The organism is Roseivivax sp. THAF30, assembly GCF_009363575.1.
GTDB classification, from domain to species: Bacteria; Pseudomonadota; Alphaproteobacteria; order Rhodobacterales; family Rhodobacteraceae; genus Roseivivax; species Roseivivax halotolerans.
Window position 1 is genome coordinate 1141813 of sequence record NZ_CP045389.1, and the last position, 21718, is coordinate 1163530.

23 protein-coding genes are annotated in these 21718 nt (G+C 65.2%); 8 read left to right on the forward strand and 15 right to left on the reverse strand.

Translation table 11 applies throughout. The annotated features are described in order from the left end of the window. From FIU91_RS05485 to FIU91_RS05515, 7 genes are all read right to left on the reverse strand, one after another. On the reverse strand, positions 1-693 hold the full coding sequence (locus tag FIU91_RS05485; RefSeq protein WP_152461746.1) for a M48 family metallopeptidase: 693 nt from the start codon (positions 691-693) through the stop codon (positions 1-3). 88 nt (positions 694-781) lie between these two features. Beyond that, positions 782-1219 carry an OsmC family protein gene (locus FIU91_RS05490; protein ID WP_093010180.1) on the reverse strand — a complete coding sequence of 146 codons (438 nt, stop codon included), beginning with the start codon at positions 1217-1219 and terminating at the stop codon, positions 782-784. A gap of 85 nt (positions 1220-1304) precedes the next feature. Beyond that, complete coding sequence (locus FIU91_RS05495; RefSeq protein WP_152461747.1) at positions 1305-2489, reverse strand: VWA domain-containing protein; 1185 nt, start codon at positions 2487-2489, stop codon at positions 1305-1307. A gap of 10 nt (positions 2490-2499) precedes the next feature. After that, the gene (locus FIU91_RS05500; protein WP_152461748.1) at positions 2500-2667 is read right to left on the reverse strand and encodes an apolipoprotein acyltransferase; all 168 of its coding nucleotides are present in this window, start codon (positions 2665-2667) and stop codon (positions 2500-2502) included. Beyond that, the gene (locus FIU91_RS05505) at positions 2664-4031 is read right to left on the reverse strand and encodes a DUF2927 domain-containing protein (RefSeq protein WP_152461749.1); all 1368 of its coding nucleotides are present in this window, start codon (positions 4029-4031) and stop codon (positions 2664-2666) included. Before FIU91_RS05505 ends, FIU91_RS05500 begins: the two co-directional genes overlap by 4 nt. After that, on the reverse strand, positions 4031-4486 hold the full coding sequence (locus FIU91_RS05510) for a GNAT family N-acetyltransferase (protein ID WP_152461750.1): 456 nt from the start codon (positions 4484-4486) through the stop codon (positions 4031-4033). Before FIU91_RS05510 ends, FIU91_RS05505 begins: the two co-directional genes overlap by 1 nt. A gap of 341 nt (positions 4487-4827) precedes the next feature. Then, positions 4828-5670, reverse strand: coding sequence for a MoxR family ATPase (locus FIU91_RS05515; RefSeq protein WP_152461751.1), 843 nt, complete (start codon positions 5668-5670; stop codon positions 4828-4830). Positions 5671-5845: 175 nt separating this feature from the next. Here FIU91_RS05515 and dksA point away from each other — a divergent pair, with 175 nt between their 5' ends. The 4 genes from dksA to FIU91_RS05535 all read left to right on the forward strand — a co-directional run bounded on the left by dksA (position 5846) and on the right by FIU91_RS05535 (position 9523). After that, complete coding sequence (dksA, locus tag FIU91_RS05520; protein ID WP_093010173.1) at positions 5846-6268, forward strand: RNA polymerase-binding protein DksA; 423 nt, start codon at positions 5846-5848, stop codon at positions 6266-6268. Positions 6269-6341: 73 nt separating this feature from the next. After that, on the forward strand, positions 6342-7520 hold the full coding sequence (locus FIU91_RS05525) for an FAD-dependent monooxygenase (protein WP_152461752.1): 1179 nt from the start codon (positions 6342-6344) through the stop codon (positions 7518-7520). A 48-nt stretch (positions 7521-7568) separates the two neighbouring features. Continuing rightward, positions 7569-8537, forward strand: coding sequence for an XdhC family protein (locus FIU91_RS05530; protein ID WP_152461753.1), 969 nt, complete (start codon positions 7569-7571; stop codon positions 8535-8537). Then, on the forward strand, positions 8534-9523 hold the full coding sequence (locus FIU91_RS05535) for a molybdopterin-binding protein (RefSeq protein ID WP_152461754.1): 990 nt from the start codon (positions 8534-8536) through the stop codon (positions 9521-9523). The genes FIU91_RS05530 and FIU91_RS05535 overlap by 4 nt, the downstream gene beginning before the upstream one ends. Before the next feature lie 217 nt (positions 9524-9740). Here the strand turns inward: FIU91_RS05535 and infC are convergent, their stop codons facing one another. From infC to cysG, 7 genes are all read right to left on the reverse strand, one after another. Further along, on the reverse strand, positions 9741-10283 hold the full coding sequence (gene infC, locus FIU91_RS05540; protein WP_093010169.1) for a translation initiation factor IF-3: 543 nt from the start codon (positions 10281-10283) through the stop codon (positions 9741-9743). Between the two features lie 129 nt (positions 10284-10412). Then, positions 10413-11267 carry a ferredoxin--NADP reductase gene (locus FIU91_RS05545; RefSeq protein ID WP_152461755.1) on the reverse strand — a complete coding sequence of 285 codons (855 nt, stop codon included), beginning with the start codon at positions 11265-11267 and terminating at the stop codon, positions 10413-10415. A 92-nt stretch (positions 11268-11359) separates the two neighbouring features. Continuing rightward, a complete protein-coding gene (locus FIU91_RS05550) occupies positions 11360-11731 on the reverse strand; it encodes a DUF934 domain-containing protein (protein WP_152461756.1) in 372 nt (123 codons plus the stop codon). Continuing rightward, positions 11728-12519 (reverse strand): phosphoadenylyl-sulfate reductase, encoded by a 792-nt coding sequence (locus FIU91_RS05555; protein ID WP_152461757.1) that lies wholly within the window; start codon positions 12517-12519, stop codon positions 11728-11730. The genes FIU91_RS05550 and FIU91_RS05555 overlap by 4 nt, the downstream gene beginning before the upstream one ends. After that, positions 12509-14182, reverse strand: coding sequence for a nitrite/sulfite reductase (locus FIU91_RS05560; protein ID WP_152461758.1), 1674 nt, complete (start codon positions 14180-14182; stop codon positions 12509-12511). Before FIU91_RS05560 ends, FIU91_RS05555 begins: the two co-directional genes overlap by 11 nt. 34 nt (positions 14183-14216) lie before the next feature. Next, complete coding sequence (locus tag FIU91_RS05565) at positions 14217-14531, reverse strand: DUF2849 domain-containing protein (RefSeq protein WP_152461759.1); 315 nt, start codon at positions 14529-14531, stop codon at positions 14217-14219. Next, positions 14531-15925, reverse strand: a complete 1395-nt coding sequence (cysG, locus tag FIU91_RS05570) for a siroheme synthase CysG (RefSeq protein WP_152461760.1) — start codon at positions 15923-15925, stop codon at positions 14531-14533. The genes FIU91_RS05565 and cysG overlap by 1 nt, the downstream gene beginning before the upstream one ends. Positions 15926-16053: 128 nt before the next feature. Between cysG and FIU91_RS05575 the strand changes: the two genes are divergently transcribed. Continuing rightward, complete coding sequence (locus FIU91_RS05575; protein WP_152461761.1) at positions 16054-16533, forward strand: Lrp/AsnC family transcriptional regulator; 480 nt, start codon at positions 16054-16056, stop codon at positions 16531-16533. A 35-nt stretch (positions 16534-16568) separates the two neighbouring features. Here FIU91_RS05575 and thrS read toward each other — a convergent pair whose 3' ends face one another. Further along, entirely contained in the window at positions 16569-18521 is a 1953-nt protein-coding gene (thrS, locus tag FIU91_RS05580; protein ID WP_152461762.1) for a threonine--tRNA ligase, read from the reverse strand. Positions 18522-18658: 137 nt separating this feature from the next. On the opposite strand from thrS, the gene FIU91_RS05585 reads away from it, so the two are divergent. From FIU91_RS05585 to FIU91_RS05595, 3 genes are all read left to right on the forward strand, one after another. Continuing rightward, entirely contained in the window at positions 18659-19918 is a 1260-nt protein-coding gene (locus FIU91_RS05585) for an MFS transporter (protein ID WP_152461763.1), read from the forward strand. Positions 19919-19984: 66 nt separating this feature from the next. Beyond that, positions 19985-20737: an alpha/beta fold hydrolase gene (locus FIU91_RS05590; RefSeq protein ID WP_152461764.1), complete on the forward strand. Its 753-nt coding sequence runs from the start codon at positions 19985-19987 to the stop codon at positions 20735-20737. Next, a complete protein-coding gene (locus tag FIU91_RS05595; protein WP_152461765.1) occupies positions 20734-21717 on the forward strand; it encodes a carboxylesterase in 984 nt (327 codons plus the stop codon). The genes FIU91_RS05590 and FIU91_RS05595 overlap by 4 nt, the downstream gene beginning before the upstream one ends. Position 21718: the final 1 nt, after the last annotated feature.

Here is a 21718-nt window from a genome sequence, read left to right on the forward strand (position 1 = left end):
TCACCCCTCCACGGTCTGCCAGCGCGCCTCGAGCGCCTCGAGCGCGGCGACGCGCTCTTCGGTCTTGGGGTGGCTCATGAGCCATGCGGGCACCGCGCCCGCACGAGCGCCGGTCAATACTTCGAGCTTCTTGAAGAGGGATTTCTGCGGGCCGACACCGATTCCGGCCTTCGTCAGAAGCGCCGCTGCATAGGCGTCGGCCTCGAACTCGTCCCCACGCGACAGCCGTGCGGCCAGGAGGGACGTCAGGGCATTGGCGATCCAGACACCGATGCCGGGAATGATCCGACCCAGCACCATCGCAAGCGCCGCACGGATCGCGTTCTGCCCCGAGAAGTCGATCATGCGCCGCTTGGAATGGCCAAGTGCGACGTGTCCGAGCTCATGGGCGATGACCGAGGCCAGCTCTTCTCCCGACACCTCGCCAGAGCGGTATTTCCGGTAAAAGCCGCGGGTGATGAAGATGCGCCCATCAGGCGCGGCGAGCCCGTTCACCGGGTCGATCTCGTAGATATGAACCATGATGCGCGGCACATCGAGCGCGCGGGCGAGCTTGCCAAGGATGTCGCGCAATCCCGGATCGGCGAGCTCGGTCGACTTCTCGTCGAGTTCCTTGCCTGTCCGCCAGGCGGAAAATCGGTACATCGCCAGCGCGTAGAGAATCGCGAAAATGATCGGGGTGAGCTTCAGCATATGCCCAATATGGGGCGCGATGTGCCGAACGAAAAGCGCCCGGAAGCCTGTGCTCCCGGGCGCGTTATCAAGGCGTGGATCGCAAAGCTCAGGCGAGCTTGGCGTCCATCGTGATCTCGGCGGTGCCGCCCGCATAGAGCTTGGAGATGGGGCAGCCGTCCTTGGCCGCATTCGCCGCTTCCATGAACTTGTCCTCGCTGAGACCAGGCACTTTCGCGGTCACGTCGAGATGGACCTTGGTGACGGAAAAGCCGTCGCCGTCCTTCTCGAGGCTTACCGTTGCCTTCGTGTCGATATCGTCTGCGACAACGTCATGGTTGCCGAGGATCATCGACAGCGCCATCGAGTAGCAGGACGCATGCGCCGCACCCACGAGCTCTTCGGGGTTCGAGCCCGGCTCGCCTTCGAAGCGCTTGTTGAAGCCGTATTGCACCTTGTCGAGAGCGCCCGACTCGGTCGAGACCTCGCCCGTGCCCGATTGCAGGTCGCCCGACCAATGTGCGGTTCCGAATTTCTCGATTGCCATGAGATCCTCCTTTGACTGGTTCAAAGGAAAAACGGTCGCGCGCGATATAAGTTCCAGAGCGTAACGGTGTTATTGTGCGGGCAGCCTATCGGCTGAGTTCGCGCATCCCCGCCTCGATCCCCTCGAGCGTCATCGGCACCATCCGGTCCTCGAAGATCTCCCGGATTATCCCGATCGATTGGGTATATTGCCAGTATTTCTCGGGGACAGGATTGATCCACATGTGATCGGGCCATTGCGCCCGCGCCCGCATCAGCCAGGTCTGCCCGGCTTCCTGGTTCCAGTGCTCGTTCGCGCCGCCCGGCATCGCGATCTCGTAGGGGCTCATCGAGGCGTCGCCGACGAAGATGCATTTGTAGTCGGACCCGTAGGTCCGCAGCACCTCCACGGTTGGGGTCTGCTGATCCCAGCGGCGGCGATTGTCGCGCCAGACGCCTTCGTAGAGGCAGTTGTGGAAGTAGAAATGCTCGAGATGTTTGAACTCGGAGCGGGCGGCCGAGAACAGCTCTTCGACGACGCGGATATGATCGTCCATCGAGCCGCCGACATCGAGAAAAAGAAGCACCTTCACTGCGTTCCGGCGCTCTGGCCGCGTCTTGACGTCGAGCCAGCCTTGCTCGGCGGTGGAGCGGATCGTGCCGGGCAGGTCGAGCTCTTCGGCCGCGCCGTCGCGGGCCCATTTTCGCAGGCGCTTCAGTGCGACCTTGATGTTGCGCGTGCCGATCTCGATGGAATCGTCGTATTCGCGAAACTCGCGCTTGTCCCAGACCTTGACCGCACGGCGGTGACGGCTTTCGTTCTGCCCGATGCGGACGCCTTCGGGATTGTAGCCGTAAGCGCCGAAAGGCGAGGTGCCGCCGGTGCCAACCCATTTGGAGCCGCCCTGGTGGCGCCCCTTTTGCTCTTCGAGGCGTTTCTTGAGCGTCTCCATGAGCTTGTCGAAGCCGCCCATAGCCTCGATCTCGGCCTTCTCCTCTTCGGAGAGATGCTTCTCGGACATTTTCCGCAGCCAGTCCTCGGGCAGATCCATCGCCTCGATGAGCGCTTCGGTATCGATCGCCTCGAGCCCCGAGAACGCTGCCGAGAAGGCCCGGTCGAAGCGGTCGATATGCCGCTCGTCCTTCACCATCGCCGCACGGGCGAGGTAGTAGAACCCTTCGATATCGTAGGTCGCCAGGCCCGCGCGCATCGCCTCGAGGAAGGTCAGGTATTCGCGCAGTGACACCGGCACGCCGGCGTCGCGCAGCTTTTCGAAGAACGGGACGAACATGGCCCCTACCTTACAGCAGAATCTTCTCGAGCGCGATGGTGACGATGAGTCCCGCGAGTGCAAAAGCGATGGCGTAGATCGTGGCGTATTGCAGGATATCGAGCCGGTCACCCTTGCGGCGCTTGGCGGTCAAACCCCCGAAAGTGGCACCAAGCAGCGCCGCGACGATCACGATCATAGAGAGCCGATCCTCCGTTTGAGCGGGTTCAGCGCACCGATCTCGTCGATCTTGCCGCGCACCGCCACGTCCGAGCCGAACCCGTATCGCGCCCATCCGAGACTGTCCAGACGCACTTCCCGCGCTTCTGTGACGCGGCCCGAGAGGTCCAACGCCTCGGCGCGCAGCATCAGAAGCGTGGCGAGAAGGGCCGCATTTTCGTGCCGTGCCGCGACTTCGATTTGCGGCGCCAAAAGGGTCAGCGCGGCATCGGGTTCGTTCCGGGCGATCGCATGGGCGGCGAGTTGGGAGGCGACATAGGCGCGGTGCAGGCGCGTGCGCGGCGAGGCAGCGAAGAAGCGGTCGGCTTCGCGGAACTGCGCGAGCGCGGCGTCGAGATCGCGGGCCTGGAGGATGCGGCCCATCGCATAGTGGGCGAAGCCGCGGCGATGATCCGTCCAGCCCATCGCCATCGCGATCGAGAGCGCCTGGCGCGCCGCGTCTTCGCGATTGGGCGTGCCTGGGCCGAGGGCGGCCTGGATCGCATCGACCCAGCCGCGCGGCGTCGCATCGAGATTCGAGGCGCGCTGGCCCTGTCCGGCCGGGTTGATCCGGGCGAGGATCGCCGGAAGCCGCGCGGCGACCTCTTCGCGAGTCATGCCCGATTGCAGCGCCGGATCGTAGAAGGCGCGCAGGATCGCCATGTCGAAACCGGTCAGCACCGTGTGAACATTGTCGTCGTTGAAAACCGAATCCGGCAGGCGGTAGAGATCGTTAAGCGGCCCTATGGCCTGCGCCAATTCCTCGTGGAGGCAGTCGCGCACCTCCTGCGGGCTGGCATCGGCGGGCACGAAGACCGCCACCCGGTTGCGCTCGGTCATGTTGGACCAATTGACCTGGCCTGTGCGGCGCACGCGCAGGTATTCCTGCAAGGACGACACGTTCGGCACCACGAAACAGGCCGCTTGCGGCAGGATGCGGCGGATCTCGGCGCGCGGCACGGCCTCGACGGTGATCTGCGCGGCATCGCCGGTCGCGCGGGCAACGTCGATCTGCGCCTCGGTCCGCAATCGATGCAGTACCTGGTCGAGATCGGAGAAGAGGGAGGCGCGCGGCTGTCCGGTCACGCGCACCCGGATCGGATCCTCGAAGCGGGTGAAACGCTCCAGCGCGCGGCCCGATTCGAGAGCGAAGGACAATTCGATGAAATCGCGCGCGATATCCGCGTTCGAGGCCGTCGTAGGGAAGGGACGTGGCACCGAGAAGCTGCGCATCGGGGGCAGCGTGCTGTCCGCGATCACCGCGGCGCGGGTCGCGGTTTCGGTCGGCGCGACGGGCATACAGGCACCGAGAAGCAGATAAAGCGGAAGGATCAAACGACGCATCAGGGCCTCTGGTACTTGATGAACGGGGTCTCGACACCGATACGGTCGTAAAGTTTCCGCGCGGTCTCGTTGAAGCTCTGGGTGAGCCAGTAGACCTGTCCGGCCCCATGCGTGTCCGCGGCGGCATAGACCGCCTCGATCAGCGCGCGGCCCACGCCCTGTCCGCGCATTTCCGGCACGGCATAGAGGTCTTGCAGGTAGCAGACCTCTTCGATGCGCCAGGCATGGCGGTGAAACAGGTAATGCGTGAGGCCGACCAAAGACCCCGACGATTCCGCCACAAAACAGCTGTGGCTGCGCGGATCATCGTCCAGAAGCCGCGCGAAGGTCGTCTCGTAAACCTCGGCCGATACGCTGCTCTCGTAGAAGTCGAGATACGCAGACCAGAGCGCCTGCCATTCGGCACGGTCCCCGGCCACCAGCGCGCGCACCGTGAGGTCTGAAGATGCGGTCATGGATGTGGTCTGCCTGCTCATTCCAGATGCCACAGTGATCGGGGAGGTTTTTGTCGCTTGTTAGGACACTATAGGGCGAAAGAAGGATTTATGGACACGAGATGTCGACGGTGGCCAAAAAGCCGCCCGCGCGAGGCAGGTGATTGGAAAGATCTATATAAAACAGAGACCTGCCCTGTGCAGTTAAGCCACAGCGCGAATGTATGATTGTAGATTTTGCCGGCGAATAGTAAATCCGCCGGCCGGAATTCGGGAGGATTGCGGCAAGAGCCCCGCTTCAGGTCTGAGCGCCCGCGCAGGCCGCCCTGGTCTACTCGGAGGCGGGACGTCGCTGCTAACGCTCAGCGCCCCTGCCGCCGGGCCATGAAGGCGAGCCGTTCGAAGAGGTGCACGTCCTGCTCGTTCTTCAGAAGCGCGCCGTGCAGTTTCGGCAGCGCGTCCGCGCCGTCGCGTTTGAGATCTTCGGGCTGCAAATCCTCGGCCAGGAGCAGTTTCAGCCAGTCCAGTACCTCGGAGGTCGACGGCTTCTTTTTCAGCCCGGGCTGATCTCGGATCTCGTAGAACTGCGTCAACGCCTCGGTCAGAAGCGCGGGCTTGATGCCGGGGTGATGGACCTCGACGATCTTGCGCAGAACGTCCGGCTCCGGGAAGCGGATGTAGTGGAAAAAGCAGCGGCGCAGGAACGCGTCGGGCAGCTCTTTCTCATTGTTCGAGGTGATTATGACGATGGGGCGATGCCGCGCGCGGATCGTCTCGCCGGTCTCGTAGACGTAGAAATCCATCCGGTCGAGTTCCTGCAGAAGGTCATTCGGAAACTCGATATCGGCCTTGTCGACCTCGTCGATCAAGAGGACCACGCGCTCGTCCGCCTCGAAAGCTTCCCAGAGCTTGCCCTTGCGGATGTAGTTCTTCACATCGTTCACCCGCTCGTCGCCGAGCTGGCTGTCCCGGAGGCGGCTGACCGCGTCGTATTCGTAAAGACCCTGCTGCGCCTTCGTCGTCGACTTGATCGACCATTCGATCATCCGGGTGCCGAGCGCGGCGGCCACCTGGCGCGCAAGCTCGGTCTTGCCGGTGCCGGGCTCGCCCTTCACCAGAAGCGGCCGCTCCAGCGTGACGGCGGAATTTACGGCCATCGTCAGATCGTCGGTGGCGACGTAGGCGTCGGTTCCCTCGAATTTCATGCGCGGTGCTCCGTTCTTGCGTTCATGCTGTGTCCTAAAGCCGTATTTAGTCTGCGCAATGCAAGTTCTGTAGTGACACTGCGTCGGGCTTGAGCTATTCGCAGCCGCGGAACAGGGGTGCCAGATATCCCGGTGGATCACCATGCCGGGAACCTGGGTTTTTTACGGAGCAGCAATGAAGCCGGAGACCTTCCTTCCCGACGAGTACCGTCCCTCAGAGGACGAAGATTTCATGAACCCGCGGCAGCTCGAATATTTCCGCCGCAAGCTGATCACCTGGAAGCAGGATCTTCTCGCCGATAGCCGCGACACGATCGAAGGCTTGCAGGATTCGACCCGCAACATCCCTGATGTGACCGACCGCGCCAGTGAAGAGACGGACCGCGCTCTCGAATTGCGGACCCGCGATCGCCAGCGCAAGCTCGTCTCCAAGATCGAGGCCGCGCTGCGCCGGATCGAAGAAGGAGAGTTCGGCTTCTGTGAAGTCACCGGCGAGCCGATCTCGCTCAAGCGTCTCGACGCGCGCCCGATCGCCACGATGACGCTCGAGGCCCAGGAAAAGCACGAACGCCGCGAGAAGGTGCATCGCGACGATTAAGGTCCGGGCATAGCCATTCGGGAAGGGCGCCGGGCCGGTCAGGCCGGGCGCCCTTTCGTTTCGAGGAGGAGCCATGAAGATCGACGGGCTCAATATTGCGGTCATCGGCGGCGGGATCGGCGGGCTTGCCGCCGCCTTGGCTTTCCGGCGCGCAGGCGCATCCGTCACCGTCTACGAACAGGCCGAGGCGATCCGCGAGGTCGGCGCCGGGCTGCAGCTCTCGCCAAACGGACTCAAGGTCATCGAGGCGCTCGGCCTTCCGCTGGCTCCGGGCGGCGCGCCTCGGGCAGCGGCTGTCTCGCTGCGCGACTACCGGGCGGGCCGGGAGGTTCTGCGGCTCGATCTCGGCAGGCTCGGACCCGGCATGGAATACCGGCTCGTCCACAGGGCCGATCTCATCGACATGCTCGCCTCGGCCGTGCGCGAGGAGGGCGGCAAGATCCGCCTGTTGCAGAAACTCGGATCGGTGAGCCCGGGCGCACGGCCCGAAGCGCACATGGCGAACGGAGACCGGATCAGCGCCGACCTCATCCTCGGGGCGGACGGGCTGCATTCCGTGGTTCGCGCGGCCCTCAACGGCGCCGCGCCGCCGCACTTCACCGGGCAGGTGGCCTGGCGCGCCGTGGTGCCCAACGTGGTGAACCACCCGCCCGAGGCGCGTGTGCATATGGGCCCGCATCGCCATGTCGTCAGCTATCCTTTGCGCGATGGCGCGGAGGTGAACCTCGTCGCGGTGCAGGAGCGCGCCGATTGGACGGAGGAAAGCTGGTCGCTCACCGGCGATCCCGCGGATCTGCGCGCGGCATTCTCCGATTTCGGCGGCGACACGGCGCGTCTTCTCGCAGAAGCCGATGTGCCGGGGCTCTGGGGGCTTTTTCGTCATCCGGTCGCGGAGACATGGCACGGCGAGGGTGTCGCGCTTCTGGGCGATGCCGCGCATCCGACGCTGCCGTTCCTGGCGCAGGGCGCGAATCTCGCGCTTGAAGACGCCTGGGAGCTGTTCGATGCCTGCCGCGCGGCCCCGTCGCTGGAGGCGGGTCTCACAGCCTACCAGAAACGGCGGCAGGAGAGGGCGCGGCGCGTCATCGCGGCGGCCAACGGCAATGCCTGGAAGTATCACCTCGCCATGCCGGGCCTGCGCGATGCGGCGCATCTCGTGCTCCGCGCGGGCGGGAAGTTCGCGCCGGACCTGATGCTGCGGCAATTCGATTGGCTCTACCGTTACGATCCGACCGCGCCGACCTTTGGATGACGCGACAAGCGCGGCCCGCCGCGTTAGGAAGACCCCGGAGGATTGCCCATGGACCGTTTCGACCCGATTCCCGAAACCGCGCTCGAGTGGCACAAGGCAGGCCGCGGCGCCTGTGTTGCCACGGTGATCGAGACCTGGGGCTCCGCGCCGCGCCGCGTCGGCTCGCAACTGGCGATTTCAGGCGATGGCGAGATCGCGGGCTCTGTCTCGGGCGGCTGCGTCGAAGGCGCGGTGATCGTCGAGGCGCTGGAAGCGCTCGAGGACGGCACGATGCGCGAGCTTGAATTCGGTGTCTCTGATGCCGATGCCTTCGCGGTTGGGCTCGCCTGCGGCGGAACCATCCGAGTGCTGGTGGAGCCGCTGGGCGCGGTCCTGCCGGTAGATCTGATGGAAGAACTCGTCGCCGCGCGCGCCGCCCGCGACCCCGTCGCCGTCGTCGCGGATCTCGATGCGGGCAGCCGCCGCCTTGCGCGGTCGGGTTTCGAGACCCGGTTCCGCATGGACCGCGCCGGCTTCGAGGAGGGCAGTCGCACCTTCGTGACCATCCACAATCCGCCGCTTCGACTTGTCGTCGTGGGCGCGGTGCATATCGCGCAGGCATTGGTGCCGATGGCGCGGATCGCAGGCTACGATCCCATCCTGATCGACCCGCGCGAGACCTTCGGCTCCGAGGCGCGCTTTCCGGGCGAGACGATCCTGAACGAGTGGCCCGACGAGGCGGTCGAGACGGCCGGGCTCGACAGCCGCACGGCGCTGGTTCTCTTGACCCACGATCCCAAGCTCGACGATCCTGCCCTCCTGCGCGCGCTGCGCTCGGGCTGTTTCTACATCGGTGCGCTGGGGTCGACCCGAACGCATGCCAAGCGCGTGAGCCGGCTCGAGGAGGCGGGCTTTACCGAGACCGAGATCGCGCGCATCCACGGGCCGATCGGTCTCGATATCGGAGCTGCGGGGCCGGCCGAGATCGCCGTGTCGATCATGGGCGAGATGACCCAGGTTCTGAGGCGCGGATCATGAAATTCGGCCCCGTTCCCCTTGCCGAGGCCGAGGGCGCGATCCTCGCGCATTCGGTGTCGCTCAATCGGGGTAAGCTGAAAAAGGGCGTGACGCTGGGGCCCGAGGATCTGCAGCGCCTCGCCGAGACCGGATATGACGATGCCGTGGTCGCCCGGCTCGAGGACGGCGACGTGACCGAGGACGACGCGGCGGGACGGCTGGCCCGAGCGATTGTGCCCGAAGGAGAGACCGGCCTCCGGATCGGCAAGGCCGCGACGGGCCGCGCCAATATCTTCGCAAAGGGTCCGGGGCTCGCGGGCATCGATGCTGCGAAAATCCATGCGCTGAACGCGACGCATCCGATGATCACCGTGGCGACCGTCCCGCCATGGCAGCGGATGGACGCGCGCGGCATGGTCGCGACGGTCAAGATCATCTCCTACGCGGTTCCGGGCACGGCTCTCGAGGAGGCGGCGCGTCATGGCGCGGGCGCCTTGAGCTTTCATGCGCCCGCGCTCAACCATGCCGAACTCATCCAGACGGATGTGGGCAGTGGCCTCAATCCGGCAAAGGGTCACAAGGCGATCGAGGACAGGCTGACCCGCCTCGGCGTCACGCTTGCCGATCCGCATGTCGTCCCGCACGAGATAGACGCTCTGGCGGATGCGCTGTCCGCATCCGAGGCCGGAGCGATCCTGATCCTGACGGGCTCGGCCACCTCCGACAGCCGCGACACCGCGCCAGAGGCGCTCCGCCGCGCGGGTGGTGAGGTCGCGCATTTCGGAATGCCGGTCGACCCCGGCAACCTGCTCTTTTTCGGCACGCTCGGCGGCAGGCCGGTGATCGGTCTGCCCGGCTGCGCGCGTTCTCCGGCGCTGAACGGCGCGGATTGGGTGATGGAGCGGCTGATCTGCGGCGTTCCCGTCAGCCCCGAAGATATCGCCGGCATGGGCGTGGGCGGCCTCTTGAAGGAAGTCGCGGCGCGCGGACGGGCGCGCGACGCGTGAGCGAGGTCCGTCTGACAGGATCGCCGGTCTGCGACATGCCGGAGAAGGCGGAAACTGTCGCCGCCCAGCTCTGACACTACTCGCCTTGATCGGGCTTCGGGGTGGTTGGTGGCGACAGGTCACACCGCGCATGACCAAGAGGCCCCGGGCCTGGGCGGGCTCACGAAAAAGGGCACCGCCAAGGGTGCCCCGGTCTCGCTCGAAACGGCGATGAAGCTTATTTCACCGGACCGATCATCATGATCATCTGGCGGCCTTCCATCTTCGGCATGTTCTCGACCTTGCCGACTTCCTTCACGTCGTCCGCGACGCGCTCGAGGAGTTCGCGGCCGAGATTCTGGTGCGCCATCTCGCGTCCGCGGAAGCGGAGGGTGACTTTCACCTTGTCGCCCTTCTCGAGGAACTTGAAGACGTTCTTCATCTTTACTTCGTAGTCGTGAACGTCCGTATTCGGACGGAACTTCACTTCCTTGACCTCGATGGTCTTCTGCTTCTTGCGCGCTTCGGCTTCGCGCTTCTGCTGTTCGTACTTGTACTTGCCGAAATCCATGATCTTGCAGACCGGCGGATTTGCGTTCGGCGAGATCTCCACGAGGTCAAGACCGGCCTCTTCGGCCAGTTCGCGTCCCCGTTCGGGGGTGACGACGCCGATGTTCTCGCCTTCGGCTCCGATGAGCCGGATTTCTGCTACCCTGATGCGGTCATTGACTCGGGGACCGGTTTCACGTGTGGGCGGCGCGTTGTGGGGTCTGCGGGCTATGGTTTTCGTCCTTTCAAAACAGGTCAGTCAGGGGCGCAAGCTAACCATGCGCCCCTGCGCTTTCAAGCGGGAAACGGCACTGCGCCGGGCAGTTCCTGTGGTTTTCCGGGCTTTCGGCAGCTTGTGCCTTTAGTCGAGGAACGCCTTTTCGACCACGTAATGCTTGGGGTCGGAATTCGCGCCTTCCTCAAGCCCGTAGCTTTCCAGAAGTTCCTTGATCTCGAGGTTGAACGCGAGGTTGCCGCAGACCATCGCACGATCGTGCTCGGGGCTGATCGGTTCGACACCGAGATCGCGGTACACCTCGCCCGAGCGCATGAGATCGGTGATGCGGCCCATCTTCGGGCTCTCTTCACGGGTGGTCGTGGGATAATAGCGCAGCTTCGCGAGGTTCTCAGCACCGATGAGCTCGTTCAGAAGCTCATCCTGGCGAATGTCCTCGATCAGCGTGCGGCCGTATTCCAGCTCGCCCACTTCGCGGCAGGTGTGGGTGATGATGATCTCATCGTAATCCTCGAAGGTCTGAGGATCGCGCAGGAGCGAGGCGAAGGGCGCAAACCCGGTGCCGGTCGCGAAGAACCAGATCCGCTTGCCGGGAAGAAGGGCATCATGCACCAGCGTTCCGACGGGCTTGGGCCGCAGGATGATCTCGTCGCCCGGCTGGATATGCTGGAGCCGCGAGGTGAGCGGGCCGTCCGGCACCTTGATCGAGTAGAACTCAAGCTCTTCGTCCCAGGACGGAGAGGCGATGGAGTAGGCGCGCAACAGCGGCTTCTGCTTTCCGGTCTTGGGGTCGGGATCGCCCATGAGCCCGATCATCACGAACTCGCCCGAGCGGAAGCGCAGGCTGGCAGGGCGCGTCACGCGGAAGGAGAAGAGCCGGTCTGTCCAGTGCGTGACCTCTGTCACCGTCTGGGCGTCGGGCATGGCCATCGTCTTCACGGGCTTGGCGTCGGTCTGGGTCACGGGGCTATGCTCTGTCATGTGGTCTCGCAGGCTTGTCCGCCCGCGCCTCTCGGATAATCGCTTGGGCCCCGCGCGAAAAGGGGGCGTTTTGTCCTGTGAAGTGGCGTTTGTCAGCCGCGCAGGCGCGCTTGGTAATCGCCCGCGCGCCAATCGGCACGGAAGAGCCACTGGTCTTCGGGCTGGCGGGCGGCAAGCGCGTCGTCGATTTCCACCTCGTCGAAGCCAGCACGCCGCGCCATCGCATATTGGTCCGCGATCACGTAGCCGCGCGCGCGGAGGCGCCCTGTATAGCCGCGCACCCGCAACAGCCGCGCGAGGGTGAAGCCGCGCCCGTCGGCGACGCTCGGAAAGTCGATGACGATCATGTCCTGACCCTTTGCTGCCTCACTCAGCGTCTCGGGCGCCGTGTCGGAGGCGAGCTCCAGCGCCTCGCCCCGCCAGTCGTCGCTGCCAAAGCCGGTATCGGTCACGATCACACTCATGTGGATGCTCCTTGTCTGACGGCTTTTCCATCCACGAAATGGATGCCGCATTCGTCCTTGTTCTGCCCGCGCCACCGCCCGGCGCGCGGATCCTCGCCCGGGGCCACACGGCTGGTGCAGGGCGCACAGCCGATGGACGGGTAGCCTTCGCGCACCAGCGGATGCCGGGGCAGGCGGTTCTCGTCCATGTAGGCCTGCACGTCCTCGCGCGACCAATGCGCGAGCGGGTTGACCTTGATCCTTCCGGTCGCCTCTTCCAGTTCGAAGAAGTCGAGCGCGGCGCGGCCATCCGATTGGTAGCGCTTGCGCCCGGTGATCCAGCCGTCGAAGCCGGAAAGGGCCTCTTCCAAGGGAACGGTCTTTCGCAGCGCGCAGCACGCATCGGGATCGGAATGCTTGAGCGCCCCGTAAGGATCACGCGCGTCCAGCGTCTCGCGGTCCGTTTTCAAGATGCGGACATCGCGCAACCCGAGGCGTTCGGCGACCTCCTGCTGATAGACCAGCGTTTCGGCAAAGAGGAGCCGCGTGTCGATGAAGAGAACCGGCGTCGCGCGATCCACCATCGCCACAAGATGCAGAAGCGCCACGGATTCCGCGCCAAAGCTCGAGACCATCGCGATGCGCCCCGCCTCGGGATCCCCGAGCGCGCCGCGCAGAACGGCGGTCGCGCCGTGATGGCGATAGCGGGCGTTGAGCGCGGCGACGCGGGCGCGCAGACCGCTCAGATCCGCAGCGCCGGCATCGTCCTGCCCGACCTCTTTGTGCTGTGCCTGAGTATCACGCGGCATCGGCGCGGACCTCTTTCTCCGGCTCGTAAAGGGCGGTCTTGAACGGGTCCATGCCGACCCGCGCGAAGGTGTCGATGAAGCGCTCGTCGGCGCTGTCGCGCAGGGTCAGATAGGCATCGACGATGCGTTCCACTGCGGGCACGATCTCATCCGCCGAGAAGCCGGGGCCGGTGCGCTGCCCGACCTTCGCCGCCTCGGTGTGATCGCCGCCGAGCGTGATCTGGTAATTCTCCACGCCCGCGCGATCGAGGCCGAGAATGCCGATATGCCCGACATGGTGGTGCCCGCAGGCGTTGATGCAGCCGGAGATCTTGATCTTGAGATCGCCGATCTCGTTCTCGATCTTCAGCTCGTCGAAGCGCGTTGCGATCTCCTGCGCGATGGGAATGGAGCGCGCGGTCGCCAGCGCGCAATAATCCATGCCGGGGCAGGCGATGATGTCGCTGATCCGGCCGATATTCGCAGTGGCAAGCCCGTGCCGCTGAAGCTCCGCGTGGAGCGCGGGCAGGTCGGATTTATGCACATGCGGCAGCACGATGTTCTGCTCGTGGCTGACGCGCAGCTCGTCATGGCCGTAGCGCTCGGCGAGGTCCGCCATGACGCGCATCTGCTCCGCCGTCGCATCGCCAGGCGTGGCCCCGTGTGCCTTGAGGCTGATCTCGGCGATCGCGTAACCGGGCGCGCGGTGATCGGTCAGGTTCGTGTCCACCCAGGACCGGAAGGCCGGATCGTTGTCGTAAGCCGTGTCAAAGGCGTCGAGCGGCGCATCGCGGAAGGCAGGTGCGGCGAATTCGGCGCGGATCGTCGCGAGCATCTCTTGATCGATGCCAGTGAAGGCCGGGCGCAACTCGGCAAAGCGGTCGTCGACCAGCGCGCGGATTTCCTCGATCCCGTGTTCGTGCACGGTGATCTTGATGCGCGACTTGTACTTGTTGTCCCGCCGGCCAAGCAGGTTCCAGACGGACACGATGGCTTCGAGATAGGGCAAGAGATCCTCCTCGCGGAGGAACTCGGCAATGACCTTGCCGATCATCGGCGTCCGGCCGAGACCGCCGCCGACGAGCACCTGATAGCCGATCTGGCCGCCGCGCTCGACGATGCGAAGGCCGATATCATGCGCCGCCGTCACGGCGCGGTCGTTCGGGGAGCCCGTGACCGCGATTTTGAACTTGCGCGGCAGGAACTGGAATTCGGGATGGTCGGTCGACCATTGCCGGATGAGCTCAGCCACGGGACGGGGATCGGCGATCTCGTCCGCGGCGGCACCGGCGAAGTGATCGGCGGTCACGTTCCGTATCGTATTGCCTGAGGTCTGGATGGCGTGCATCTCGACCTCGGCCAGCGCATCGAGGATGTCCGGCACGTCGCGCAGCTCGGGCCAGTTGAACTGGATGTTCTGACGCGTAGTGAAATGGCCGTAGCCCTTGTCCCAGCGCTCCGCGATCATGGCGAGCTGCCGCATCTGGCGCGCATTCAGCGTGCCATAAGGGACAGCAACGCGCAGCATGTACGCGTGCAGCTGCAGGTAGAGCCCGTTCATCAGGCGCAGCGGCTTGAACTCGTCCTCGGTCAGGCTGCCGTCGATGCGGCGTTCGACCTGCGCGCGGAACTCGGCATTGCGCTTGGCGACATAGGCGGCGTCGAACTCGGAATACGTATACATCTCTGGTCTCCTCTGCGTCGGCTCTGAAAGTCGCTTAAACTTCAGAGCCCTGGCGCTCGGCCTGCTTGCCGTGGAAATAATTGGACGGCCCCGTGCGGCGGAAGTCCTCGCGAAAATGCGTGGGCTCCGGGCCTGCTTCCGTGGGTGCGACATCGGCGAGATACACGCCGACGACCTCGCCTAACCGGCGCTCCGCATCGAGAAGGCGCACCTGGGCATGCGCCTCGTCGGTCAGAACCTCGGCGTCCGCAAGCTCTCGGGTCCAGCCGTCATCTTCGCGCAGATAGACGACATCGCCTTCGAGAAGCGCGTTGGCGGTGACGACCTTGGGGGTGAAAGGGCGGGGCATTAGAGTGCCTCCTGAATGAGGTGATGTGCGGCGGCTTCGGCGGCGCGGGGCGCGAGACCGAAGAGCGTGAGTGCGGGACCGTCGAGAGCGGCCTCGTCGAGATCGGTCGCCAAGGTCGCAAGCGAGGTGGCGAGGATGCGCTGATCGGGGCGCGAGGCATTGGCGATGATCGTCACCGGCGTGTCCGGTGCCGCGCCGTGCATCAAGAGGCGTCCCTGGATGAACCGAGCCGCGCGCTTGCCCATGTAGATCGCGGCCACTTCGCTCGACCGCGCAAGCGCCTTCCAGTCGTGATCGGCAAAACCCTTCATGTCATGGCCGGTCAGGAAGCGGACGGAGGCGTTGCGACCGCGCCGCGTCAGGCTCTGGCCGATGGCTGCGACAGACGCGGAGGCGGCAGTGATGCCGGGAACGATGCTCCATGCGATACCGGCCGCATAGAGCGCCTCGATCTCTTCGTCGAGCCGCCCGAACACGGTCGGATCGCCCGATTTCAGACGCACGACCTGCGCGCCCTGACGGCCATGCTCCACGATGAGCCGATCTATATCGGCCTGCGGGGTGGAGGGGCCGAAGGCTTCCTTGCCGACGTCGATCATCATCGCCTCGCGGCGGCAAAGCTCGAGGATCTCAGGCGTCACGAGGCGGTCGTAGATCACGACATCCGCTTCATCGAGCGCCCGGCGCGCCTTCAGCGTCAGCAGTTCGGGATCGCCCGGACCTGCGCCGACGAAATGCACGTGTCCGGGCCGGTCCTCGGCGTGTAGGTGCCGTTCGAGAAGCCCCTCGAGCGCGGCTTGCGCGCCGTCCGCACCTTGGGCCTCGTAGGCGCGGGGGCCGTGGTCGAAATAGTAATCCGCCCAGAAATCGCGGCGCTTCCGGCCCATCGGCAGGGCATCCGCCATCTTGCGGAACGCCTTGCCGATCCGTGCCAGTGGGCCGAGCGTGACCGGCAGCCGTTCTTCGAGATCGCGCTTGATGGCGCGTGCCAGGACCGGCGCTGCGCCTTCGGTGCCGATGGCGACGGTGACGGGGTCGCGGTCGACGATGGCCGGCGTGATGAATTGGCTGCCTTCGAGATTGTCCACGATATTGACGAGCGCCCCGTCGGCGCGCGCGATGGCGGCGGTACGGGCATCCTCGGCATCGTCCTCGTCGGCGCCGTAGAAGAGCGCGGCGCAAAGTGCATCTCCCGGCTCCATCGCGCGGCGGCGAAGCGCGAGGCGGCCTTCATCGGCCCAAGCCTCGATCTCGGGTGCGGGGGCGGGCGAGAAGACCGTCAGATGCGCCTCGGTCTTCATCAGAAGCCGCAGTTTCGCCAGAGCGGCGTCACCACCACCGGAGACGACGACACGGCGACCGGCCAGCGCCACGAAGATCGGAAAATGCTGCATCTCTCGCTCCCTCGGGATCGGGTCTCTTGGCACGAGATATAGAATTTTGTCCCGCATTCGGGCTAGGGCGTTGCGAAAACAAGGATGCTTGTTCTAAAGGGGAGCTGATCGGGAACAGGATATTCGGCATGACGGAGAAAGACGGAACAGAGGTCCGCATCGATGCGACCGACCGGAAAATCCTCTTCGAGCTGCAGCGCGATGCCAGCCAATCGCTCGACGATATCGCGAAGAACGTGGGCTCCTCGAAGACGCCGGTCTGGAACCGGATCCGCAAGATGCGCGAGGCGGGCATCATCGGGCGGCAGACAGTTGTGCTCGATGCCGAGGCGCTCGGCTTCGAGGCCTGTTTCTTCGTTCTGATCCGCACGTCCGAACATGAGGCCGAATGGCAGCGAAGGTTCCTGAAAGCCCTGAAGGAACGGCCCGAGGTGCAGGAGGCACACCGGCTGGCCGGGGATATCGACTATATCCTGAAAGTGCGTGTGAAGAATGCCCGGGCCTATGATGCCTTCTACCAGGCGCTGATCTCGGAGGTGAAGGTGCACAACGTCACCGCCCTCCTGTCGATGGAAGAGATCAAGTCCACCGGCGATCTGCCCCTTTGAGCGCGGCGGGCCGCTGATCGGCCCGCCACTTAACGTCAGCCCGCCCGAAGATCCGGCGGCGTGGCCTCGGTCTCCAGCTCGGCGCAAATCTCGTCGAGTGCCGCGACCGAGGTCTGTTTCTCGCCGAGCCGGCGCACGGTCACCGTGCGCTCCTCGACCTCGCGATGTCCGATGGCAAGGATCACCGGAACCTTGCCGACGGAATGTTCGCGCACCTTGTAATTGATCTTCTCGTTGCGAAGATCGGTCTCTGCCCGCACACCGGCGGCCGTGAGCTTCTCCGCGACCTCTCGGCAATACTCATCCGCTTCCGAGGTGATGGAGGCCACGACCACCTGACGCGGCGCCAGCCAGAAGGGCAGCTTGCCGGCATGTTCTTCGATCAGGATGCCGATGAAGCGCTCGAACGAGCCCAGGACCGCGCGGTGCAGCATCACGGGGCGATGCTTTGCGCCGTCTGCCCCGATGAAGGTCGCCTGAAGCCGCTCGGGCAGGTTCGGGTCGACCTGCAGCGTGCCGCATTGCCAATCCCGCCCGATCGCATCCGTCAGCGTGAACTCGAGCTTCGGGCCGTAGAATGCACCTTCGCCCTCCAGCACTTCGAACTCGTAGCCCGCCGCGCGGCAGGCATCGCCGAGAGCCTTTTCCACCCGGTCCCAACTTTCGTCAGAGCCGATGCGCTTCTCGGGCCGCGTCGAGAGCTTGATGGTCCAGTCGTGGAACCCGAGATCCGCGTAGATGCGGGACAGAAACGCGATGAAGGTCGCGGTCTCGCTTTCGATCTGGTCTTCGGAGCAGAAGATGTGTCCGTCATCCTGGGTGAAGCCGCGCACGCGCATGATGCCATGCAGAGCGCCCGAGGGCTCGTAGCGCGCGCAAGAGCCGAACTCCGCCATGCGGAAGGGAAGGTCGCGGTAGGATTTCAGACCCTGGTTGAAGATCTGCACGTGGCAGGGGCAGTTCATCGGTTTCAGCGCGTTGATCGCTTTCTCGCGGGCATGGTCCTCGTCGACCTCCACGATGAACATGTTCTCCTGGTACTTGTCCCAATGCCCCGAGGCTTCCCAGAGCTTGCGGTCCACGACCTGCGGCGTGTTGACCTCCTGGTAGCCGCCCGCGCGCTGGCGGCGGCGGATGTAATCCTGCAGCGTGGTGTAGATCGTCCAGCCGCTCGGGTGCCAGAAGACCTGGCCCGGCGCCTCTTCCTGCATGTGGTAGAGGTTCATCTCGCGGCCGAGTTTGCGGTGATCGCGCTTGGCGGCCTCCTCGAGCATCGTCAGATGCGCCTTCAGCGCGTCCTTGGATTTGAAGGCGACGCCATAAATACGCTGGAGCATCGCGCGCGAGCTGTCACCACGCCAATAAGCGCCCGCGACAGACATCAGCTTGAAGGCATCGGCGGGCACCTGGCCGGTGTGCTGCAGGTGCGGACCGCGGCAGAGATCCTGCCAGTCGCCATGCCAGTACATCCGCAAAGGCTCGTCGCCCGGGATCGCCTCGATCAGCTCGACCTTGTAGGGCTCGCCGGACGCCTCGTAATGCGCGATGGCGCGGTCCCGCTCCCAGACCTCGGTGCGGACGGGATCGCGCGCGGCGATGATCTCGCGCATGCGCTTCTCGATCAGACCGAGATCCTCGGGCGTGAACGGTTCGGCGCGGTCGAAGTCGTAATACCAGCCGTTGTCGATCACCGGGCCGATCGTGACCTTCACGTCGGGCCAGATCTCCTGCACGGCCCGCGCCATGATATGCGCCAGGTCGTGCCGGACGAGCTCCAGCGCGGGCCCGTCCTCGTTCATGGTGTTGATGGCGATGGCGGCGTCGCGGTCGATGGGCCATTGCAGGTCCCAATGGGCACCGTCCACCTGCGCGGAGATCGCCTTCTTCTCCAGAGATTTGGAGATCGACGCGGCCACTTCGGCAGGGGTCACCCCTGCGTCGAAAGCGCGCGCATTGCCATCGGGAAAGGTCAGGGAAATCTGGGCCATCGGCCTTGCTCCTCGTCGGTTTGGCGCCCACGGAACGCCCGGTTGCGGGTTCATATGTCGTGGCGGGGTTCTGAGACGGCGGGAACCCGCTGTCAAGCGCTCGCGTTCAGGCATGTCGCACAAGAGACGGGGAACGCATGGCAAATCTGACGGAACCGGATGTCACCGAGATCTACGGCACGCTGACGGACGACGATGGCAAGGCCACCGCACGCGAGGCGCGCAACGGGCTGCGCCACATGCTGTCGCTGTCGATGACAAAGGTGGCGGACGGGCTTCTGTCTCCGAAACTGGTGCTTGCCTATATCATGCAATCGATCGGCGCGCCGGCGATGCTGACAGGTGTGCTCGTTCCGATCCGCGAGGCCGGGGCGCTGCTGCCCCAGATCCTGCTGGCCGGACCCGTCGAGGCGACGCGCCACCGCAAATGGTTCTGGGTCGCGGGCTGCTTCGGGCAAGCGGTCGGCGCAGGGGGGATCGCGCTGTCGGCGCTGACGCTCGAAGGCTGGGCCGGAGGAATTGCCATCTGCGCGCTTCTCGCGCTCCTCGCTGTCTCCCGTGCCGCCTGCTCGGTGAGCTACAAGGACATTCTCGGCAAGACCGTCGGCAAGACCCGGCGCGGCGCGATCAAGGGCGTCGCGGGTTCGGCAGCTTCCGCGGCGGTGCTTCTCTTTGCGCTCCTTTTGCTGTCGGGCCTCATGCAGGAGGTCACGCCGCTTGCCATCGCGGTCGGTATCGCCGCGGCGCTCTGGTTGGTTGCGGCGGCGCTGTTCTCGCGGCTCGAGGAGAAACCCTCGGAGCCGCAGGAACGGGACGGGCTGAACCTTGCCCCCCTGAAGGAAGACAAGCAGTTCCGCCGGTTCATCGCGGCGCGCGGCGCGCTCACCACCACCGCGCTCGCGCCGCCTTACCTCGTCCTTCTCGATGACAGCGACAGCGCGCTGCAGAAACTCGGCGCGCTGCTTCTGGCGTCGGCGGCGGCCGGCTTCGTGTCATCCTTCGTCTGGGGGCGCCTGTCGGACCGATCCTCGCGCAAGGTCCTGATCCTCGCCGGGCTCGCCGGGGCGCTGTCGATGGCAGCCGCCGTGATCGCCGCGCTCGCGGGTTGGACCGCGGCGATCTGGGTGACGCCGCTCATCCTCTTCGTGTTGCAGATCGCCTACCAGGGCGTGCGGGTCGGGCGCTCGACCTATCTCGTCGACATGGCGCCCGAGGATCAGCGGTCGTCCTACGCCGCGCTCACCAATACCGCGATCGGGATCCTTCTGTTGATCGTTGGTGCAATTGGCGGCGCGCTGGCCGCGCTCGGTCCTGTCGCGGCCCTTGCGGGCTTTGCGATCCTGTCGGCGCTGGGCGCGATGATCGCGATCGGTCTTGCAGAGGTGGAGCGGGGCTGAGCCAGATCGGCACTGGCCTCTTTTCGACGATGCGGGCATCTTCGACACGAAACGGTCGGAGGCGGCATGAGCGAAATCAAAACGATGGAAGGGCCGGGCGGCATGCGCCTCGCCTATGCAAAGACTGATGGGCAGGGGCCGACCATCGTGTTCCTGTCAGGCTACAAATCGGACATGGAAGGCACGAAGGCCGTTCATCTCGAGGCTTGGGCCAAGACCGAAGGCCGCGCCTTCCTGCGGCTCGATTATTCCGGCCACGGCTTGTCGGGCGGCGTGTTCGAAGAGGGCACGATCGGGCAATGGGCCGCGGATGCCGAGGCGGTGATCCGCCATGCCGCGCCAGGGCCCGTGTTGCTGGTCGGCTCGTCGATGGGCGGCTGGATCGCCTCGATCCTGACAAGGCGGCTCGGCAGCATCGTGGGCTTCGTCGGCATCGCCGCGGCGCCCGATTTCACCGAAGACGGGTTCTGGGCAGGCTTTTCCGAAGACGAGCGTCGGACCATCATGGAAGACGGGCAGATCGCCCTGCCGTCGGATTACGGCGATCCGTATATCGTGACGCGGGCCCTGATCGAGGATGGGCGAGAACATCTCGTCCTGCGTTCAGCGCTGCCCATGCCCTATCCGGTACGGCTTTTGCAGGGCACCGAAGATGCGGCCGTCAAGCGCGAGACAGCGCTGGCGCTGCTTGACCATATCGACGGGCCGGATGTCCGGCTGAGCTTCGTGAAAGGGGCCGATCACCGCTTTTCCGAGCCGGACAACCTTGCCCTGATCGAAGCCGCGTTTGTCGACTGCCTCGCGCGGTCCGCGGCATGAGATGGCTCGCGGGGCTTGCCCTTCTCTTGCTCGTCGGGGCGGGCATCGCGTTGTGGCTTGCGCCGGAGGAACCGACGAGCCTCGAGGCCTCCTTCGATCCCGCGCGTCTGGAGGGCGGTGTCGATGAATATCTCGCAGCGCAGGAAGCACGCGTGCCCGGTATCGTGGAGGGAACGCAGAAGCGCGTAATCTGGGCAGGCGCATCGCGCGAGACAACCGACTGGGCTGTGGTCTATGTCCACGGCTTTTCCGCCTCTTCCGAAGAGACGCGGCCCATGCCCGACCTCGTGGCCGAAGCGCTGGGCGCCAACCTCTTCTTCACGCGTCTCGCCGGTCACGGACGTGACGGGGCGGCGATGGACGACGCGACGCTGACGGACTGGATGGCCGACATGGCCGAGGCGATGGCGGTCGGCCGCGCGATCGGAGAGCGCGTTCTGGTCATCGGCACGTCGACGGGCGCGACACTCGCGACGCTTGCCGCAGCCGATCCCGCACTGGCGGAGGGCCTCGCCGGGATCGCGATGATCAGCCCCAATTTCCAGGTGAAAAACCCCGCCTCGGTGATCCTGACATGGCCCGGTGCGCGCAGCTGGGCGCCGGTCCTCGCCGGAGAGGAGCGCGCCTTTTTGCCCGCGAACGAAGCGCAGGCGCGCTACTGGACAACGCGCTATCCCACGACCGCGCTCCTGCCGATGGCCGAGACCGTGAAAGCGGCGCGCGGGCTCGATCACGGCGCGCTCGATGTCCCGGCTTTCTTCATTCTGTCCGATCTCGACCAGGTTGTGGATCAGAGCATCTCGCGTGAAGTCGAAGCAAATTGGGGCGGGCCCACGCAGATGTGGGTCGTGCCAGAAGGCGTGACCGAAGCGATGAACCACGTCCTTGCGGGGGATATCCTGTCGCCGGAGATGACAGGCCCGGTCGCTGAGCGGATTGCCGATTGGGCGCGATCCTTGCCGGGATTAAGCCCGGATTAAC

Bases quoted from the DNA above. Each gene is read 5' to 3' on its own strand.
- FIU91_RS05485 (WP_152461746.1), bottom strand. From the start codon at position 693: ATGCTGAAGCTCACCCCGATCATTTTCGCGATTCTCTACGCGCTGGCG.
- FIU91_RS05490 (WP_093010180.1), bottom strand. From the start codon at position 1,219: ATGGCAATCGAGAAATTCGGAACCGCACATTGGTCGGGCGACCTGCAA.
- FIU91_RS05495 (WP_152461747.1), bottom strand. From the start codon at position 2,489: ATGTTCGTCCCGTTCTTCGAAAAGCTGCGCGACGCCGGCGTGCCGGTG.
- FIU91_RS05500 (WP_152461748.1), bottom strand. From the start codon at position 2,667: ATGATCGTGATCGTCGCGGCGCTGCTTGGTGCCACTTTCGGGGGTTTG.
- FIU91_RS05505 (WP_152461749.1), bottom strand. From the start codon at position 4,031: ATGCGTCGTTTGATCCTTCCGCTTTATCTGCTTCTCGGTGCCTGTATG.
- FIU91_RS05510 (WP_152461750.1), bottom strand. From the start codon at position 4,486: ATGACCGCATCTTCAGACCTCACGGTGCGCGCGCTGGTGGCCGGGGAC.
- FIU91_RS05515 (WP_152461751.1), bottom strand. From the start codon at position 5,670: ATGAAATTCGAGGGAACCGACGCCTACGTCGCCACCGACGATCTGACG.
- dksA (WP_093010173.1), top strand. From the start codon at position 5,846: ATGAAGCCGGAGACCTTCCTTCCCGACGAGTACCGTCCCTCAGAGGAC.
- FIU91_RS05525 (WP_152461752.1), top strand. From the start codon at position 6,342: ATGAAGATCGACGGGCTCAATATTGCGGTCATCGGCGGCGGGATCGGC.
- FIU91_RS05530 (WP_152461753.1), top strand. From the start codon at position 7,569: ATGGACCGTTTCGACCCGATTCCCGAAACCGCGCTCGAGTGGCACAAG.
- FIU91_RS05535 (WP_152461754.1), top strand. From the start codon at position 8,534: ATGAAATTCGGCCCCGTTCCCCTTGCCGAGGCCGAGGGCGCGATCCTC.
- FIU91_RS05545 (WP_152461755.1), bottom strand. From the start codon at position 11,267: ATGACAGAGCATAGCCCCGTGACCCAGACCGACGCCAAGCCCGTGAAG.
- FIU91_RS05550 (WP_152461756.1), bottom strand. From the start codon at position 11,731: ATGAGTGTGATCGTGACCGATACCGGCTTTGGCAGCGACGACTGGCGG.
- FIU91_RS05555 (WP_152461757.1), bottom strand. From the start codon at position 12,519: ATGCCGCGTGATACTCAGGCACAGCACAAAGAGGTCGGGCAGGACGAT.
- FIU91_RS05560 (WP_152461758.1), bottom strand. From the start codon at position 14,182: ATGTATACGTATTCCGAGTTCGACGCCGCCTATGTCGCCAAGCGCAAT.
- FIU91_RS05565 (WP_152461759.1), bottom strand. From the start codon at position 14,531: ATGCCCCGCCCTTTCACCCCCAAGGTCGTCACCGCCAACGCGCTTCTC.
- cysG (WP_152461760.1), bottom strand. From the start codon at position 15,925: ATGCAGCATTTTCCGATCTTCGTGGCGCTGGCCGGTCGCCGTGTCGTC.
- FIU91_RS05575 (WP_152461761.1), top strand. From the start codon at position 16,054: ATGACGGAGAAAGACGGAACAGAGGTCCGCATCGATGCGACCGACCGG.
- thrS (WP_152461762.1), bottom strand. From the start codon at position 18,521: ATGGCCCAGATTTCCCTGACCTTTCCCGATGGCAATGCGCGCGCTTTC.
- FIU91_RS05585 (WP_152461763.1), top strand. From the start codon at position 18,659: ATGGCAAATCTGACGGAACCGGATGTCACCGAGATCTACGGCACGCTG.
- FIU91_RS05590 (WP_152461764.1), top strand. From the start codon at position 19,985: ATGAGCGAAATCAAAACGATGGAAGGGCCGGGCGGCATGCGCCTCGCC.
- FIU91_RS05595 (WP_152461765.1), top strand. From the start codon at position 20,734: ATGAGATGGCTCGCGGGGCTTGCCCTTCTCTTGCTCGTCGGGGCGGGC.